The organism is Fusicatenibacter saccharivorans, from assembly GCF_015557635.1.
Classification (GTDB): domain Bacteria; phylum Bacillota; class Clostridia; order Lachnospirales; family Lachnospiraceae; genus Fusicatenibacter; species Fusicatenibacter saccharivorans.
In genome coordinates, this window is sequence record NZ_JADNOP010000012.1 from 89,233 (window position 1) to 106,329 (window position 17,097).

A 17,097-nucleotide genomic window follows, 5' to 3' on the forward strand; every position below is an offset into this window, starting at 1 on the left:
CATTCTGTAAAACCATACGAGGAGAATTTTATTATGCTTGGAGTGTGTCTTTTATTTGTAGGAATTGTACTGATCAACAACGGCATGTGCACCCTGTACCATGTGGATGGACGCTCGGCCGCTGTAATGAATATCTTTACCGGCGGACTTTCCCTTTTCATCAACTTCGTGAATCTCGTGCAGGGAAATTATTACGCTGCCGGAACGGGACTGCTGTTCTGCTTCACTTACCTCTTTGTGGCCGTCAATAAATTTTTAAACGCCAGCCCGATCCCTTTTGCGTGGTTTTCGACCTTTGTTGCCGTCAACGCTGTCATCTTCGGAACGATCGAAGGCTTCATTGGAAGCGCGGCGCTTGACATCACGCCGGATCTCCGCTGGGCGGGCATCTGGTATCTGTGGGCCATTCTCTGGGGTACTTCTTTTGTGGAGGATATCTGCGGAAAGAAGCTCGAAAAATTTGTGCCGTGCCTTCAGGTATTTGAGGGCGTTGTCACCGCGTGGATCCCGGGCGTCATGATGCTGCTTCAGATCTGGTAATTCGGTAAGGAGGAACTTTTTTCAATGGTTTGCGAACAGATTTTAGGAAAACTTTCGGAATTTGACACTTCCGGAAAAACGATCGAATACGTCGATATCGAATGGCATGAAGCCTTCAAAAAGATTCATAAAAAGACGACCGACCACGGAACGGAGCTCGGCATCCGCATGGACGATTCCATTCTCACAAGGGGTCTGTATCAGGGTGATGTGCTCTATGCAGACGATAAAAAAATCATCGCCGTCAATACGCCTCCGTGCGAGGTGATCCGCGTTTCCCTTACTCCGGGTCACGAAAAGCAGGCGGCAAAGGTCTGCTACGAGATCGGCAACCGCCATGCACCGCTGTTCTGGGGCGAAAACGATACTTTTATCACGATTTACAATGAGCCGATGCTTCTGATGCTTCAGAAACTCCACGGCGTTACGGCCGAAAAAGAACTGAAAAAGCTCGACTTCGACCAGCGGATTTCCGCATCGATCCACAATCATCATCACTGATGCGGTCTGTCCGCACGCAGAAAAGAATGGGCCGGCCCCTTTTCGCAGGCAGGCTCATTCGATATCTTATGATTTTTCAGGAGACTTTTTATGTCCGAACTTAATTTTTATCTTCTTCAGATCAACGACGCCCTGTTTCCGATCGGCGCGTACTCGCACTCGCAGGGACTCGAGACGTATATTCAGCGTGAAATTGTGCACGATGAGGCGGCGGCAAAGGAATATATCCACCACAAAATCCGATGGAATCTTGCCTTCACGGAGCTTCTCGCCGCAAGACTCTCCTATCTTGCTGCCGCATACGGGGATCTGGAACAGCTTCTTTCGATTGAAGAAATTCTGGAAGCGTCGCGGATTCCAATGGAACAAAGGGAGGCCGCACGGAAAATGGGGTCCCGTTTTGCAAAGACGATCGAAAAGCTGGAGCTGCCCGTGACAAAAGAGGAAAACGGGATCTTCCGCCGTTATCTTACTGCCAGGAAAGGGCAGGCGATAAACCACTGCTGTATCTACGGTGTTTTCTGCGCTGCCATGAACATTCCGCTTGCCGATGCGCTGTCGCATTATCTCTATGCGCAGACTTCCGCGATCGTGACAAACTGCGTCAAAACGATACCGTTAAGCCAGAGCGCCGGACAGCAGCTTCTCGGCGGATGCTATGCGGAATTTGCCGAGATTTTAAAAGATCTGGAACACCGGAGTGCGGAGGATCTCTGTCTTTCTGCGCCGGGCTTTGATATCCGCGGGATCCAGCATGAAACACTGTATTCCCGTCTTTATATGTCGTAATGTGTTTGTTTCGCGCAATCATTATTTTCAGGAAAAGAGGTATGTGTTATGTCTTACGTAAAAATTGGAGTAGCAGGACCGGTCGGCTCCGGAAAAACGGCACTGATTGAGGCGCTGTCCCGAAAAATGGCAAACGATTACAGTATTGGCGTTATCACCAACGATATTTATACAAAGGAGGACGCACAGTTTCTCGCGAAGAACAGCGTCCTTCCGGTGGAACGCATCATCGGCGTGGAGACCGGCGGCTGCCCGCACACCGCGATCCGCGAGGATGCTTCGATGAACCTCGAGGCCGTCGACGAGATGATGGAGCGGTTCCCGGACATCGAGCTTCTCTTTATCGAGAGCGGCGGTGACAACCTCTCCGCTACGTTCAGTCCGGAGCTTGTGGACGCCACGATCTTTGTTATCGATGTCGCTGAGGGCGATAAGATTCCGCGGAAAGGCGGCCCTGGCATTACACGGTCCGATCTTCTCGTCATCAACAAGATTGATCTGGCTCCGTATGTCGGTGCAAGCCTGGAAGTCATGGAACACGATTCGAAAAAAATGCGTGGCGAGCGTCCGTTTCTGTTCACCAACATCCGCGGCGACGTCCATGTGGATGATGTTGTTTCCTGGATCAAAGAAAATGTGCTCTTAGAAGGAATGTGATGCTTATGGAAAACAAATTCGGAAAATTTCCCGCATCACGGCCTGCGCGGCGTTAAAAAACGGAAAGACGATTCTCGAGGACCTCTCCTTTACGGCGCCGTACAAGATTATGGCTCCGTTTGAAAAAGAGAACGGCGGAATCCAGATCATGCCTCTCTGTGCCTCCGCGGGTATTATGGAAGGGGATTCACAGGAATTTTCTTACCATGTAAAAGAGGGGGCGGATCTCGAGGTCCTGTCGCAGTCGTTTGAGAAGATCCACAAAATGGACGAGGGATCGGCATCCCGCACAATTTCCGTTCAGGTTGATCCGCACGCGGTACTTTACTACTATCCGCAGCCCGTCATTCCGTTTGCACAGTCTTCTTTTACGAGTACAATGACGATTCATCTGGCAGACGAGACATCCCGCCTGTTTCTGCTGGAAATCATCTCCTGCGGACGGAATGCGCACGAAGAGCGGTTCCAGTACCGCCGCTTTGCCTCAAAGGTACAGATTTTCCGCGGTCAAAAGCTGATCTACCGCGACAACACCTGCTATCTGCCCGATCAGATGCCGATGGAAGGGATTGGTATGTACGAGGGATACACGCATATGGCGAACCTTTTTCTCTCACGGACAGAATACGCGGATACGCTTCTCAATGAAATCCGGGAAATTCTTGACGGCGATCCGGAAATCGACGGCGGCGTAACGACGCTCTCCGGCGGTGATCTTGCTGTTCGGATTTTCGGACACCGTGCGCAGAAGCTGCAGCAGACGGCGGAAAAAATCAAAACTGTGTATGAAAAACTTCTATAAAAACAGACTGGAAAATTTCTGATTTCAATCAATCAAAAATTACCGGAAAAATGTCAAAATAAGGTGTGACAACCTCTTTGGAATGTGATAAAATAGCTTTCGTTTGAAACGAAGATAAAACTAATTTTACCATCATTCTGAGGAGGTTTTTTCATGGAAAGAGATATGACAAAGGGCAGTCCGCTTCCGGTCATTCTGCAGTTTACACTGCCGCTGATTATCGGAAACATTTTCCAGCAGCTCTACAACATGGCAGACACGATTATCGTTGGCCGATATGTCGGAGCGGATGCACTGGCTGCAGTTGGTTCTACGGGAACGATTATGTTCCTGGTGCTTGGATTTGCGCAGGGCATCACAGCAGGCTTTACGGTTCTGACATCGCAACGGTTCGGTGCAAAGGATACGCGCGGAGTAAAGCGAAGTGTGGCAAACGGCATTCTACTGGCTCTCCTTTTCACGGTTGTCCTGACATTCTTCAGCATGATCTCCATGCGGCCGTTGCTGCATCTCATGAACACACCGGAAAATATTTTTCAGGACGCTTATACCTATATTATGATTATCTGCGGTGGCCTGATCGCTACGATTTTTTACAATCTGCTTTCCTCCTATCTGCGTGCAGTAGGAAACAGCCAGATTCCGCTGATGTTCCTGATTTTTTCGGCTGTATTAAATGTTCTTCTGGATCTGCTTCTCATCATTCGTTTTAAAATGGGCGTTGCGGGAGCCGGATATGCAACCGTTTTCTCTCAGGGAATTTCTGCTGTGCTCTGTCTTTTTTATATTTATCGCTCCATGCCGGATATGTGGCCGGAAAAACACCACTGGAAGCTTCATGCGGCAGATTCCCGCCATCAGCTCTCGATGGGCATTCCGATGGCACTCCAGTTTGCCATCACCGCATCCGGTACAATGATTATGCAGGCTGCCATTAACCTGTTCGGCTCGGAGGCAGTTGCCGCTTTCACGGCGGCCTGTAAGCTGCAGAATCTGGTCACACAGGGCTTTTCCGCAATGGGACAGACGATGGCAACCTACAGCGGACAAAATTTCGGAAAGGGCGATATTCCACGGATTAAAAAGGGAGTTCGCGCTGCACTTCTGACTTCCATCACATATTCGATCGCAGCCGCTGTTCTCGTCTTCCTTCTTCTGAAGCCATGTCTTTCCCTCTTCTTCTCGGGTGATGTCGATATGGCCGCCATGATGCCATGGGCAAAGACTTATTCCTATATGTGTGCTCTTTTTTATGTACCGCTCTGCACCATCTTTATTTTCCGAAATGCAATGCAGGGTTGCGGCTACGGTTTTCTGCCTATGATGGGCGGTGTTTCTGAACTCTTTGCGCGCCTTATTGTAGCTGTGATTGCCATAAAAGTCATCAGCTATCCGCTCGCCTGCTTCTGTGACCCGGCAGCCTGGGTGACGGCAGCTGTCTTTACCGGTGTTTCGTATCTGTTTGTCATGAAGGATATCGACAAAAAGTATGATTCAAAGACACCGACGGCTCCGATCAGCTGACATTTTTCATACCAAACGCAAAACTGCGCGGAATGCACGATTCTGAAATGCATTCCACGCAGTTTTTTGTATTTACAGGATTACAGATTCAGTTTTGCTTTCTGCAGACTTACACAGGAACGATTATACGTGAGTGTCATCGTCAGATAAACGACGCCTACAACAATGACTGCGAGAATACCGGTATGGAACACCAGATGCAGGAGCATTGTCGCACACAGCAGGATCTGAAGCATCTTGCCCAGTGCCGTATAGGCCTTGTAGGCACTCTGGTATACCATCTCTTTTTCTGCCTCATCGCAGCTTGCCATCCAGTCTTTCTGGAAGTTTTTCGAGTTCATATCTCCTCTCTTCTCCGGATGAGCCGCCTGAACCATTTTCACGTAACGCATCTGATAATAGCCATAGAGAAAGAAGTTGATACAAAACAGAACACAGGCTGCCAGGAATCCAGCAAGCTCTTTTCCCGATGCTTCTTCCAGCCAGGAACGGGAAAAGGTAAATGACAGCACGATGAAATCGCAGACCTGCGAAATCACATTGCAGTTCATCAGCATCGCGCCGTATTTCTCTTCTTCATAGCTTAAGACTTCGTACTGTTCATCCTCTGCTTCTTCGAGATGCTTCATCGTATCCTTTAATTTCCGGCTGTAAAATTCCATCAGGACAATGCTTACAACGAAAATTACCGCAATGATCGGCAGTGCCAGCGGGCGGACCAGATCGCTCAGATCACTCATGCCATTTTTCACTCCGAACGTCATAAAAATTCCGACAAAAAAACCGCAGACTCCGCCGATTCCCAGATAAATCAGCATCCGTTTCATCAACTTTCCGTAGGAATTTGGTTTGTTCCCCTGTTTTTCTTTCATGATTCATCCTCCTCATATTGAAAAATATCTTCTACTTTTACTTCACAGATTTTTGCAAGTTTTAACGCCAGTGTCACCGACGGTGAATAATCTCCCCGCTCGATCAGGCTGATGGTCTGTCTCGATACCCCCGCCATTTTCCCAAGGTCGGTCTGGTTGATGCCGAGCTTCGAACGGTACTCTTTTAACTGATTGTACAGCGGCATCGCAGCATCTCCTTTCTTGTCACGTTTTTAGATGAGCTCTCTATTTGACAACTTTTCTTGTCATCTACTACTCTACTATTGACAACTTTATTTGTCAATACTTTTGACAAGTTTTTTTGTCATTTCAAACTCCCGGTTGATTTGCGGGCTGAAATGTACTAAACTAGAGGTATCTATTTTTGTAACTATTCAAGCCGCAGAAAGGACAGAATCTATGGAACAGAAAGACAGCCGGTTTGCCGTATTGATCGATGCGGACAATGTTTCCCCGAAATACATCAAATATATCCTGGACGAGGTTTCGGACCAGGGCGTCGCTACTTACAAGAGAATCTACGGGGACTGGACGGACATCTCGAAAAAGAGCTGGAAGGAACAGCTTTTACGCTACTCGATCAATCCGATCCAGCAGTACAGCAATACGAACGGAAAGAACTCGACCGACTCTGCGATGATTATCGATGCCATGGATATCCTCTACTCCGGAAATGTGGAGGGCTTCTGCCTCGTCTCCTCGGATTCCGACTTTACGAAGCTGGCACAGCGTCTGCGCGAATCGGGCATGTTTGTGCTCGGCATGGGCGAACAGAAAACGCCGTCCTCGTTCCGTGTCGCGTGTGATGCCTTTAAAATCCTCGAGGTGATCTCCCAGAATGAGGACGATATCTCCCCTGCTATCACTGCTGTTTCGGAGAGTTCGGCACGCTACGGCGTTTCGCAGGATGAGGCTCCGTCGATTACGAGCAAGGCGGAGATTGAGCGGACCGTATCACGTGTGCTGACGGAAAACAATGACCACGGAAAGAATACGACACTCAGTGAAATCGGCAGTATCTTACAGAAGAAATTTTCGGAATTTGATGTTCGAAATTACGGCTATTCAAAGCTCTCGACGTTTTTAGAGAGCATGAACGATATCGAGGTACTGAAGACCGGCCACAATTACCTTGTAAAAGAACGCCAGAACACCGTATCGCGCCAGCAGATCGAAAAGTGCATCACCGACCTGATCTGCTCAAACGGCGGCCATATCGACAATCTGAGCATCATCCACGACGCTCTGCGGAGCCGCTTCCCGGGCTTTGATGTAAAGCAGTATGGGTACAGCAGGATTTCGAGCTTTATCAACAGCTTCAAAAAATTCAAAATCACGAATAATACGGTTCAGATGAAATAAAAAGGACCCCGGAAACGCCAGTTTTCACTGATGTTTCCGGGGTCTTTCTATAATAATTCGCAGCTCAGATTTACTGTTTTCCTGTACTTCCAATTCCGCCGCGGTCCTCGCCGTTTAAGTGATCAACTTCTTCAAAGCTGATCGTCGGCTGATGCTTCTCGATGCGGAACTGGCAGATACGGTCATTGACATGAATCACGGTGTCGCGCAGGGCGTACGCCGGCATGTAGAACCAGTCGTTTGGTCCGCAGTAGCTCTCGTCGATGATTCCGCAGTGGTTCGTCTGGATAATGCCGAAGTTCTTGAAGGTGCTGCTTCTCGGCACGATATGCGCCTCATAGCCTTCCGGCAGCTGCATCGCAACGCCGAGGTGGATCAGCTTGAATTCTCCGGCCTTTAACTCTACTTCTTCTGCCGCGCGCAGGTCGATCCAGTCGGACTTTCCGTCGATATAGCGCAGGCGCTCAATTTCATCGTTTAAATACTGAATTTTAATGGTTTCCATAAAGCGTCTCCTTTTCTTTTTGCGTGACTACTTTTCGCCGAACAGTACGACTTCGCCGCGTGCTCTCGTCTTTTTCACATCAATGACTCTCTGATTCGGGCTGCCCTTCCATTCCAAGGTAACGTCCCTCTGGGCAAGAATAAAGCGGCCGTCCACAACCACGTCCGTGTAATCCATCAGTTCCAGATCACAGACGGATTCCCACTCATATCCGGTGTAAACCCAGATATCTTTTTTCGGATATCTTTCCTTGATCTCTTTTGCCAGAGCCGTCACATCCGCCCGGTTTGCCTCATACAGCGGATCTCCGCCGGAGAAGGTGATGCCGGAAATGTAGTCCTTGTCCAGCTGTTCAAAAATTTCTGCCTTTGCCGCGTCATCAAACGGGATGCCGCCATTTGGATCCCAGGTAATCGGATTCTGACATCCCTTGCAGTGATGACCGCATCCGGCGACCCAGAGCACGACGCGCAGGCCGTCTCCGTTCAGCATATCGTCTTTCGTTATATTATGGTATCTCATAGCTTTCACTCCTATTGGACATAAGAAAACACAGAAAAACGAACCGTTTTGCAGATCCCTTTTTCTGTGTTCCCCGCTCTTTATCGTCTGGCAGATCTATTTATTTCGCGTCTGCCGGAACATCCTTGATACTGAAGCTTACACGGCCCATTTTATCTTTGCCCATGCAGACTACTTTTACAACATCGCCAAGGCTGACAACGTCTTCTACTTTCTCAACACGCTGTTTGGCGAGCTTGGAAATGTGTACCAGACCTTCTTTTCCAGGTGCGAACTCAAGGAAAGCACCGAAGTCTTTGATGCTGACAACTTTTCCGGTCAGGATCTGTCCCTCGGTAAAGTCGCTTGCGATGATCTCGATATATTTCTTTGCCTGATCCATCATAGCCTGCTCGGTTCCGCAGATGGAAACTGCACCGTCATCTGTGATGTCGATCTTTACGCCGGTCTCATCGATGATGGCGTTGATGGTCTTTCCTCTCTGGCCGACAACTTCACCGATCTTCTGCGGGTCGATCATCATCTGGATGATCTTCGGAGCGAACTCGCCGACCGTCTTACGCGGCTCTGCGATCGCTTTCTCCATAACCTCGGTCAGGATGTACTCTCTTGCCTGTTTCGTTCTGGCAATCGCCTCTTCTACGATCTGACGGGTCAGTCCATGGATCTTGATATCCATCTGGATTGCAGTGATTCCGTCGTGGGTACCAGCTACCTTAAAGTCCATGTCGCCGAAGAAGTCTTCGAGACCCTGGATATCGGTCAGTACGAGGTAATCATCATCGGTCTCGCCTGTTACCAGACCGCAGGAGATACCTGCAACCGGTTTTTTGATCGGTACACCGGCAGCCATCAGAGACATGGTGGATGCACAGATACTTGCCTGGGAAGTAGAACCGTTAGACTCGAAGGTCTCGGATACGGTACGGATTGCGTACGGGAACTCTTCCTCGGTCGGAAGTACCGGAACCAGGGCACGTTCTGCCAGAGCACCATGGCCGATCTCACGGCGTCCCGGTCCGCGGGACGGTTTTGTCTCACCTACAGAGTAGGATGGGAAGTTGTACTGATGCATGTAACGTTTGGAGGTCTCGAACTCATCCAGTCCGTCCAGTTTCTGTGCTTCGGAAAGCGGAGCCAGTGTTGTTACGTTGCAGATCTGAGTCTGTCCACGGGTGAACATAGCGGAACCATGAACACGCGGGATAATGTCAACCTCTGCTGCCAGAGGACGGATTTCTGTGATCGCACGGCCGTCCGGACGTTTGTGGTCTTTTAAGATCATCTTACGAACGGTCTTTTTCTGATACTGGTAAACAGCCTCGCCTAATACTGCCAGCCACTCTTCGTTGTCGGCAAATGCCTCCTCGAGTTTCTCGGTGATGACGCGGATGTTTTCTTCTCTTGTCTGTTTATCATCGCTGAAAACAGCCTCTTCCATCTCTGCCGGAGGAACGATCTCTTTGATCGCTGCAAACAGCTCTTCCGGAATAGCGCAGCTCTCATAAGCATGTTTCGGTTTTCCAACCTCTGCTACGATGCTGTCGATGAATTTGATGATTTCCTGGTTTACTTCGTGTGCTTTGTAGATGGCGTCGATCATTTTTGCTTCCGGAATCTCTTTTGCTCCGGCTTCGATCATGATGACTTTCTCTCTGGTGGAAGCTACGGTCAGTTTCAGGTCGGATACGGCTTTCTGTGCGAGAGTCGGGTTTACGATGAACTCGCCGTCGATCATACCGATCTGAGTCATGGCACACGGACCGTCAAACGGGATGTCGGAAATGCAGGTTGCGATTGCGGAACCCAGCATTGCGACTACTTCCGGATCACACTCCGGATCTACGGACATTACCATGTTGTTTAATGTAACATCGTTGCGGTAATCTTTTGGGAACAGCGGACGCATCGGACGGTCAATGACACGACTGGTCAGAATTGCGTGCTCGCTTGCTTTTCCTTCTCTTTTGTTGAATCCGCCCGGGATTTTTCCAACGGCGTACATCTTCTCTTCGTACTCAACGCTTAATGGGAAGAAGTCGATGCCGTCACGCGGTTTCTCAGATGCAGTTGCTGTAGAAAGAACTACAGTATCGCCATAATGCATAAATGCTGCGCCGTTTGCCTGTTTTGCTACACGGCCTACGTCTACGGTCAGGGTTCTGCCTGCCAGTTCCATAGAAAAACTCTTGTACATAAATAATCTCCTTTTTTTCTTCTGAGCAGAATTTCCGAAACAACTGAAAAGCACACCGGAATACGGACAGGATGCAGCTTTTCAATGTGTTTTTCAGTGGTCTCGGATAAAATTCCTGCACCTCCAGAACCTGCCACTGGCAGCTTCTTACGGATGCAATGCAGCTCAGAATGGCTCCATGTCGTTTGCGTCTTTGATCTTACAAGCAAAGAAACGGGCGGAAAATGTATCCCGCCCGTTGTTCCAAGCTGATTATTTTCTGATTCCTAACTTCTCGATTAAAGCACGGTATCTTTCAATATCAGTTTTCTTTAAGTAGTCAAGCAGACCACGTCTCTGACCAACCATTTTCAGAAGACCTCTTCTGGAGTGATGATCTTTGTGGTGAACTTTCAGATGCTCAGTGAGCTCCTCGATTCTTGCGGTAAGAACAGCTACCTGTACTTCCGGTGATCCTGTATCTCCCTCAGTTCTTGCATACTCTTTGATGATTGCCTGTTTTTTTTCTTTCGAAATCATTTTAAATTCCTCCTGTTATTTTGATTGCACCGCTGACTAAGAAGTGGTCGGAGTGTCCTGCCTCTGAATCAGGGTCCGGGGATCTTTTTTGTCCCGCATACTCGATTAGTATAGCATACGCTTTTCGAATTGTAAATACTAAAATCAGATGTTTTCGCGATGAATTTTCACGTAATTACAGTTCTCCGAACTGTAACTTTCGCAGCTCTCATTTTAAGTTTTGCTTCGCAAAAGGAGAGCTGCTCACACCTGAATCACTTTCTTACGCAGCGAAACAGCGAGTGTTTCACTGCTGAGCGAACTTTTTTTCTACATATTTTTTTCCTGCCGCAACATCATGATCGAGCTGGTTTTTCAGCGCGTCGATCGAAGCAAATTTCTGCTCCGGGCGCAGGAATTTTAACAGAGAAACCTCCGCCTGTTTTCCATAGAGATCCTCGCTGCAGTCAAAAAGATTCGTCTCCACGCCGGTAAATTTTTCCTGTACCGTCGGCTTAACACCGATGTTTGTGATACCGTAATAAATTTTTCCTTCGATTTTCACCTCGGAAACGTAGACGCCGAACGGCGGAAGCAGCTTTTCTGCCGGCGGGATCTGATTGATGGTCGGCACGCCGATCGTTCTGCCGAGTGCATGACCGTGGACAATCTCGCCGTGAACCGCGTAATCGTAGCCGAGCAGACCGCTCACGGCTTCCATATTGCCCTGTTCCAGCTCTTCCCGTGCCCAGGTGCTGCTGATCTCGCGGCCGTTTTCCTCTGCTTTTTCGATGATCTCGGTTTCAAAACCAAGGGACGGGCCCATTTCTTTCAGCATTTCGGCTGTGCCGCTTCTCTTGTAGCCAAAACCGAAATCCTTTCCCACAACAACTTTTTTCGCGTGCAGCTTATCCACCAGAATCTCTTTGATAAAGGCTTCCGGCGTCATGTGCATCACTTCATCCACAAACGGGCATTCCACAAGGCAGTCCATGCCAAGCTGTTCGAGGCGGGCTCTTCTCTCCTCATTCGTCAGCAGCTGATGCGGCTTGACATGCTGCACTTTCGACTGCGGCGGCACGTCAAATGTAAACACAACCGTTTCCAGTCTTTCCGTTCTGCCGATTGCAAGGACACGGCGGATCAGAAGCATATGCCCCCGGTGGAGGCCGTCAAATTTTCCCAGGGTTACAACGCTGTCCCCTCTGCTGTCAAAATCCAGTGTTTTTGTTAGATATCTCATGTTCTCTCCAGAAATAACTTGACCGGTCTGGTTAAGTTTTGTGATGGTCTGTATTGATAAATACCGACAAACGTTCCGTCATCGAGATAAAGGCGGAACTCCTCGTCTTCTGCGAAGTCCCCGCCGGAAGCAGTTTCCCCGATTTCGCGGATCTGCGCCGGTTTCAGCGGATTTCCGTTTTCCGCAAGCTTTTTCACATGATCGTCCGCTGTCGCAAAGCTGCGCAGCGCGGCAAACATTTCATCGACCGGCACGAGGATCTCCGAAAGGCGGCCCTCACCGACAATCGCTGCGATCTCGTCAAGCGTGTGCGCTCCGTTTCGGTCAAACTGGCCGACTCTCGTGCGGATCAGCTGCTCCATACATCCGTGGCAGCCCAGTTTTTCGCCGATATCGTGGCACAGGGTGCGGATATACGTTCCCTTCGAACACGTTACCTCCATGCGCACCAGCGGAAGCTTCACTTCCAGAATGCTGATCTCGTAAAAGTGCACCGTGCGGGCTTTCCGCTCGATCTCGATGCCTTCCCGCGCCAGCTCGTAGAGTTTCTTTCCATTAACCTTCAGCGCGGAATACATCGGCGGCACCTGCTGCTGCTCCCCGACAAACGAGGCGATGCAGTCCCGCACCTCTTCTTCCGTCACGGTCACTGGCGCTTCTGCTGTCACGGTTCCGCTCATGTCCTGCGTATCCGTTGCGATTCCAAGGTGAAGCAGCGCTTCATACGTCTTCGTCTCATCGGTCAGCATATCGCAGAGACGCGTTCCCTTTCCAAGGCAGACCGGAAGCACGCCCGTCGCATCCGGGTCTAGGGTTCCGGTGTGGCCGATTTTTTTCTGGTGCAGGATGCCGCGCAGCTTCGCAACCACGTCATGCGACGTAAATCCCGCCTCTTTCCATACGTTCAGAACTCCGTTTATCATGTTGTTTTGTCTCCCTCTTTTTCACAAGAAAACCGGGCGTGGATATATTTTCTGCGCCCGGCTGTTTCCTGTTTATGCTTCTTCCTCTGTCGTCTCTTCTTCCTCTTCTGCAAGAAGCTGTTTTTCGATATACAGAGTCAGATTGTTGATTACATCATACGGAGAACCTGACATCGTGCAGCCAGCCGCACGGACATGGCCGCCGCCGCCGAATACGGCTGCGATTTTGCTCACATCAACCAGCTCGTCGGAGCGGAGGCTTACTTTGAAGACCTGCGGCTCCAACTCATACAGGAAGATCGCTACGTGAACGCCTTCTGTATTTTTTAACTGGCTGACAATGCCGTCCATATCTCCCGTTGTCAGGCCATAGAAGTCCATGACCTTCTTCCGCACGATACCGACAATACACTGCTTGTCGAGAAGCATGATGCTTTCTGTCAGCGTGCGTCCCATAATCTGGTTCTGTACGTATGTTTTCTTGAAGAATGCATCCTCGATGATTCTGGTAAACGGAACTCCCTTTTCCATCAGAGCGGCCGCAACCCGCATCGTGTGCGGAGAGGTGCTGCTGTACTGGAATACGCCGGAATCGGTCACAATACCGGTGTACAGCGCCTCGGCGCACGGCTCGGAGATCTTTTCTTCCTCCAGAAGCCCAAACAGCACCTCGCAGGCAGAGCTTGCATCCGGCTCTACGTGATTGATTTCGCAATATTCTGTATTCGTCACATGGTGATCGATACAGATCGTCTTTCCCGCTTTTGCAAGAAGCGGTGCGGCAACGCCGATGCGTTCCTCGCTGGATACATCCAGAAGGACCACAAGGTCGTACGCTTTCTCTTCACAGCTTGTCTTTACCTCAGAAAAGCCCGGAAGATAGGAAAATTCCGGCCGTGGATCCTCAAGATAGACATCTGCCTGAATCTCCGGCCGATTGTCGCGAAGATACTGGTATAATCCCAGGCAGGAACCGATGCAGTCACCGTCCGGACGAACGTGTCCGGCGATGGCCATGCAGGAGACTCCGTTTAGAATTTCATCAATTTTCTTCATTTTCCTCATCCTTTTTGTCTTCTTTGTGTGTTACTTCATCAATCAGTTTTGACATCGTAACGCCATATTCAATCGACTCATCCAGGACAAAGGTCAGCTCCGGTGTATTGCGGAGGTTAATGGTCTTGGCCAGCATACGGCGGATGAAGCCCTCCGCGCTCTTTAAGCCGCGGATGGTTTCTTTCTTCGCCTCATCATCGCCAAACACACTGATATATACTTTACACGTCTTCAGATCCGGCGCTACCTCTGCCGCTGTGACAGAGGTCATCATTCCGATGCGCGGATCCTTGATCTCGTTCCGGATGATGTTGGAAAGCTCTTTCTGTACTTCCCCGTTGATCCTGGTGTTTTTAATACTGTTTTTTCTCAACTTAATTCCTCATTTCTATCTCGGCACTTCTACCATGATATAGGCCTCGACCTGATCGAACTCCTGAAGATCGTTGAATCCTTCAAATACAAGACCGCACTCATAGCCGGAGCGCACTTCTTTGACATCGTCTTTGAAACGTTTGAGGGATGCCAGATTTCCTTCGAAGATCTGGTTTCCTTCGCGGCTGATTCGAACTTTGCAGCCTCTCTGGAACGTTCCGTCCAGTACATAGCTTCCGGCGATCGTTCCGACACCGGATGCCTTGAAGAGCTGACGTACCTCGGCATGGCCGATAACTTTCTCTTCGTAAACCGGCTCAAGCATACCCTTCATAGCTGCCTCAACATCCTCAATTGCCTGGTAGATGACACGGTACAGACGGATGTCTACGCCGTTCTGCTCTGCCATGGATTTTGCGTTCGCATCCGGGCGTACGTTAAATCCGATAATGATGGCGGAAGATGCGGTTGCCAGCATAACGTCGGACTCGTTGATCGCACCGACACCGCCGTGGATGACGCGTACGGCAACTTCCTCGTTGGAGAGTTTGACAAGACTCTGTTTTACTGCCTCGACAGATCCCTGTACATCGGCTTTGACAACGAGTGCCAGTTCTTTTAAGTTACCCTCCTGAATCTGGTTGAACAGATCATCCAGGGACATCTTCGCTTTTGTCTCCTCAAGCAGGTTCTTCTTGTTCTCTGCCACGAAGGTTGCTGCGAAGTTCTTTGCTTCTTTATCGTTATCGGTCTGAACGAGGATCTCTCCTGCGTTCGGAACATCGGAAAGTCCGAGGATCTCAACTGGAGTAGACGGGCCTGCCTCTTTGACGCGGCGTCCCTTATCATCCATCATCGCACGGACTTTACCGGAGCATGCGCCTGCTGCGATGTAATCGCCGACATGCAGGGTACCTTTCTGTACCAGAATGGTAGCAACCGGTCCTTTTCCTTTATCCAGCTCAGCCTCGATGACAAGACCTCTTGCTTTCCGGTTCGGGTTTGCTTTCAGCTCGAGCACTTCGGAAGTCAGAAGGATCATCTCCAGCAGATCGTCGATACCTTCGTTGTTCTTTGCAGATACCGGAACGAATACGGTGCTTCCGCCCCAGTCCTCCGGAATCAGTTCGTACTCGGAGAGCTCCTGTTTTACACGCTCTACGTTTGCGCCTGGTTTATCGATCTTATTGATCGCAACGATGATCTCAACGCCGGCTGCTTTTGCATGGTTGATTGCCTCAACGGTCTGCGGCATCACACCGTCGTCTGCTGCGACAACGAGAATGGCGATATCCGTTGCATTGGCTCCACGCATACGCATAGCGGTGAATGCCTCATGTCCTGGGGTATCGAGGAACGTAATCTTCTGTTTGTTGATCGAAACGGTGTATGCACCGATGTGCTGGGTAATACCGCCAGCCTCGCGGTCGGTGACATGGGTGTTCCGGATGCAGTCCAGAAGAGATGTTTTACCGTGGTCAACGTGTCCCATAACGCAGACTACCGGCGGACGCGGAACCATATCTTTTTCATCCTCTTCGTCCTCTTTTAAGAGCTCTTCGATCACATCGACTTTCTCTTCCGGCTCAGCGATGATGTTATAATCAAGCGCAATTTCCTGTGCTTTTTCGAAATCGATCTCATGGTTTACGGTAACCATCGTTCCTTCCATGAACAGTTTCTTTACGATGACTGCCGGCTGCATTTTCATCTTCTCAGCCAGCTCGCGGATGGTCATTTTCTCCGGCAGGGTAATCTCCTTTACCTCGTCCTTCGGTGCTTCCTGTTTCGGTTTGTTGACCGGTTTCTGGAGCGCTTTCGGGAGTCTGGACTGCTGATGATGTCCCTGGTTCGGACGGTTTCCGCCTCTTCCTCTGTCTTCACTGAATTTATTTTCTCTTAAAGAATCTTTGTTTTTGTCTTTTTCTTTTCTTCCGGTATCACGGCCTGGCTTCTTGATGCCAAGGCTCATTGTATCGCCTGCAGAGCTCTTATGCTCGGTTCTGCGGCGGTCTCCTCCCGGACGGCGGTTCTGATTCTGGGAATCATCATCCTTTCCTGCGAACGGTCTTCCGCCATTATTTCCCGGTCTGCCTCCGTTTGGACGTGCGGAACGCTCACCGAATGGTCTTCCGCTTCTCTCACCGTTTCCACTTCTTCCGCCGTTATTGCGGTCTCCTCCCGGACGGTCTCCGCTGCGGTTCGGGCGGTCTCCATTGTTTCCGCCGAAGCGGCGTTCTCCCTGCGGACGGTCTCCGCTGCGGTTCGGGCGGTCTCCGTTATTGTTGAAGCGGCGCTCTCCCTGCGGACGGTCTCCATTGCGGTTCGGACGGTCTCCGTTATTGTTGAAACGGCGCTCTCCCTGCGGACGGTCTCCATTGCGGTTCGGACGATCTCCATTTCCGCCGTTTCCGTTTCCACGGTTCGGACGGTCCTCGCTTCTTCCGTTTCCATTGCGGTTTCCTTCCGGACGGCCGTTTCCGCGGGACGGACGGTCTTTTTTCTGTCCCTGGTTCTTTGTGAACTCTTTTGCTTCTTTACTTGTTGCGTTCTGCGGACGCACAACGGAAATAATTTTCTTTTTCTTCGGTTTTGCCTGCTCTTCCGGTTTCTTCATTTCCATATTTTCTGTATCTTTCTTTTCCAATGATCTTTTCTCCTCTTTCTGCGGTTTTCGTGTTTCCTGCATCCATCCACCGACCTTTCCGGC

Annotated in this window: 18 protein-coding genes; 7 read left to right on the forward strand and 11 right to left on the reverse strand. The window is 49.9% G+C overall.

The features are described 5' to 3' along the window. The first annotated feature begins 33 nt into the window (after positions 1-33). From I2G42_RS11285 to I2G42_RS11310, 6 genes are all read left to right on the forward strand, one after another. Positions 34-540, forward strand: coding sequence for an AmiS/UreI family transporter (locus tag I2G42_RS11285; RefSeq protein WP_195531068.1), 507 nt, complete (start codon positions 34-36; stop codon positions 538-540). A 24-nt stretch (positions 541-564) separates the two neighbouring features. Beyond that, positions 565-1,041 (forward strand): urease accessory protein UreE, encoded by a 477-nt coding sequence (locus tag I2G42_RS11290; RefSeq protein ID WP_195531069.1) that lies wholly within the window; start codon positions 565-567, stop codon positions 1,039-1,041. 90 nt (positions 1,042-1,131) lie between these two features. Further along, positions 1,132-1,830: an urease accessory protein UreF gene (locus I2G42_RS11295; protein ID WP_118719161.1), complete on the forward strand. Its 699-nt coding sequence runs from the start codon at positions 1,132-1,134 to the stop codon at positions 1,828-1,830. A gap of 48 nt (positions 1,831-1,878) precedes the next feature. Further along, positions 1,879-2,487 carry an urease accessory protein UreG gene (gene ureG / locus I2G42_RS11300; RefSeq protein WP_117814399.1) on the forward strand — a complete coding sequence of 203 codons (609 nt, stop codon included), beginning with the start codon at positions 1,879-1,881 and terminating at the stop codon, positions 2,485-2,487. Between the two features lie 109 nt (positions 2,488-2,596). Further along, positions 2,597-3,289, forward strand: a complete 693-nt coding sequence (locus I2G42_RS11305; protein ID WP_243277175.1) for an urease accessory protein UreD — start codon at positions 2,597-2,599, stop codon at positions 3,287-3,289. Between the two features lie 153 nt (positions 3,290-3,442). Then, positions 3,443-4,813 carry an MATE family efflux transporter gene (locus I2G42_RS11310; RefSeq protein WP_055221511.1) on the forward strand — a complete coding sequence of 457 codons (1,371 nt, stop codon included), beginning with the start codon at positions 3,443-3,445 and terminating at the stop codon, positions 4,811-4,813. A gap of 80 nt (positions 4,814-4,893) precedes the next feature. Here the strand turns inward: I2G42_RS11310 and I2G42_RS11315 are convergent, their stop codons facing one another. Together I2G42_RS11315 and I2G42_RS11320 are read right to left on the reverse strand one after the other, a co-directional pair. Then, a complete protein-coding gene (locus tag I2G42_RS11315) occupies positions 4,894-5,685 on the reverse strand; it encodes a DUF3169 family protein (protein ID WP_195531070.1) in 792 nt (263 codons plus the stop codon). Next, the gene (locus I2G42_RS11320) at positions 5,682-5,891 is read right to left on the reverse strand and encodes a helix-turn-helix transcriptional regulator (RefSeq protein WP_022462940.1); all 210 of its coding nucleotides are present in this window, start codon (positions 5,889-5,891) and stop codon (positions 5,682-5,684) included. The genes I2G42_RS11315 and I2G42_RS11320 overlap by 4 nt, the downstream gene beginning before the upstream one ends. Positions 5,892-6,105: 214 nt before the next feature. Between I2G42_RS11320 and I2G42_RS11325 the strand changes: the two genes are divergently transcribed. Continuing rightward, positions 6,106-7,068 (forward strand): NYN domain-containing protein, encoded by a 963-nt coding sequence (locus I2G42_RS11325; RefSeq protein ID WP_195531071.1) that lies wholly within the window; start codon positions 6,106-6,108, stop codon positions 7,066-7,068. Positions 7,069-7,138: 70 nt separating this feature from the next. Here I2G42_RS11325 and I2G42_RS11330 read toward each other — a convergent pair whose 3' ends face one another. From I2G42_RS11330 to infB, 9 genes are all read right to left on the reverse strand, one after another. After that, complete coding sequence (locus I2G42_RS11330) at positions 7,139-7,573, reverse strand: dUTP diphosphatase (RefSeq protein WP_055221518.1); 435 nt, start codon at positions 7,571-7,573, stop codon at positions 7,139-7,141. Positions 7,574-7,600: 27 nt separating this feature from the next. Continuing rightward, on the reverse strand, positions 7,601-8,095 hold the full coding sequence (nrdG, locus tag I2G42_RS11335) for an anaerobic ribonucleoside-triphosphate reductase activating protein (protein ID WP_055228610.1): 495 nt from the start codon (positions 8,093-8,095) through the stop codon (positions 7,601-7,603). Positions 8,096-8,195: 100 nt separating this feature from the next. Then, positions 8,196-10,292 carry a polyribonucleotide nucleotidyltransferase gene (locus I2G42_RS11340; protein ID WP_022462936.1) on the reverse strand — a complete coding sequence of 699 codons (2,097 nt, stop codon included), beginning with the start codon at positions 10,290-10,292 and terminating at the stop codon, positions 8,196-8,198. Positions 10,293-10,544: 252 nt separating this feature from the next. Next, positions 10,545-10,811: a 30S ribosomal protein S15 gene (gene rpsO / locus I2G42_RS11345; RefSeq protein WP_022462935.1), complete on the reverse strand. Its 267-nt coding sequence runs from the start codon at positions 10,809-10,811 to the stop codon at positions 10,545-10,547. Positions 10,812-11,097: 286 nt separating this feature from the next. Then, positions 11,098-12,033: a bifunctional riboflavin kinase/FAD synthetase gene (locus I2G42_RS11350; protein WP_055228611.1), complete on the reverse strand. Its 936-nt coding sequence runs from the start codon at positions 12,031-12,033 to the stop codon at positions 11,098-11,100. After that, positions 12,030-12,956, reverse strand: a complete 927-nt coding sequence (gene truB / locus I2G42_RS11355) for a tRNA pseudouridine(55) synthase TruB (protein WP_195531072.1) — start codon at positions 12,954-12,956, stop codon at positions 12,030-12,032. Before truB ends, I2G42_RS11350 begins: the two co-directional genes overlap by 4 nt. A 72-nt stretch (positions 12,957-13,028) precedes the next feature. Continuing rightward, positions 13,029-14,012: a DHH family phosphoesterase gene (locus I2G42_RS11360; RefSeq protein ID WP_195531073.1), complete on the reverse strand. Its 984-nt coding sequence runs from the start codon at positions 14,010-14,012 to the stop codon at positions 13,029-13,031. After that, on the reverse strand, positions 13,999-14,385 hold the full coding sequence (gene rbfA / locus I2G42_RS11365) for a 30S ribosome-binding factor RbfA (protein WP_022462931.1): 387 nt from the start codon (positions 14,383-14,385) through the stop codon (positions 13,999-14,001). The genes I2G42_RS11360 and rbfA overlap by 14 nt, the downstream gene beginning before the upstream one ends. Before the next feature lie 15 nt (positions 14,386-14,400). Then, positions 14,401-17,010 (reverse strand): translation initiation factor IF-2, encoded by a 2,610-nt coding sequence (gene infB, locus I2G42_RS11370; RefSeq protein WP_334291847.1) that lies wholly within the window; start codon positions 17,008-17,010, stop codon positions 14,401-14,403. Between the last annotated feature and the right edge of the window lie 87 nt (positions 17,011-17,097).